Annotated in this window: 1 pseudogene; it reads right to left on the bottom strand. The window is 47.9% G+C overall.

The annotated features are described in order from the left end of the window. Positions 1-407: pseudogene (locus tag QTO06_RS25455) on the bottom strand (transketolase); the annotation flags it as partial.

Genomic DNA, 407 nt, shown 5'->3' with positions numbered 1-407 from the left:
AGGTTTTGACGAGAGAAGATAAGTGCAGATGGTGCATCTTTACGTTCAATCGCCAGTTTCCATGCTACTGCAGACTCAACTTGGTCACATGGACGCCACGTGCTCATGTTTGGAGTAAGACGTAGAGACGCGATTTGCTCAACTGGTTGGTGAGTTGGGCCATCTTCGCCAAGACCGATAGAGTCGTGCGTGTAAACTTGGATGTTCTGAACTTTCATCAGAGCAGCCATACGCATAGCGTTACGTGCGTATTCCATGAACATTAGGAATGTTGCGCCGTAAGGAACAAAACCGCCATGTAGCGCGATACCGTTCATGATCGCAGTCATACCGAATTCACGTACACCGTAGTGGATGTAGTTACCAGAGAAGTCGTTCGCTTCTAGAGACTTAGAACCAGACCACAT

Source organism: Vibrio sp. M260121, assembly GCF_036533715.1.
Classification (GTDB): Bacteria; Pseudomonadota; Gammaproteobacteria; order Enterobacterales; family Vibrionaceae; genus Vibrio.
Note: the sequence above shows the minus strand (reverse complement) of the source record. Positions and strands in the feature narration are given on the sequence as shown.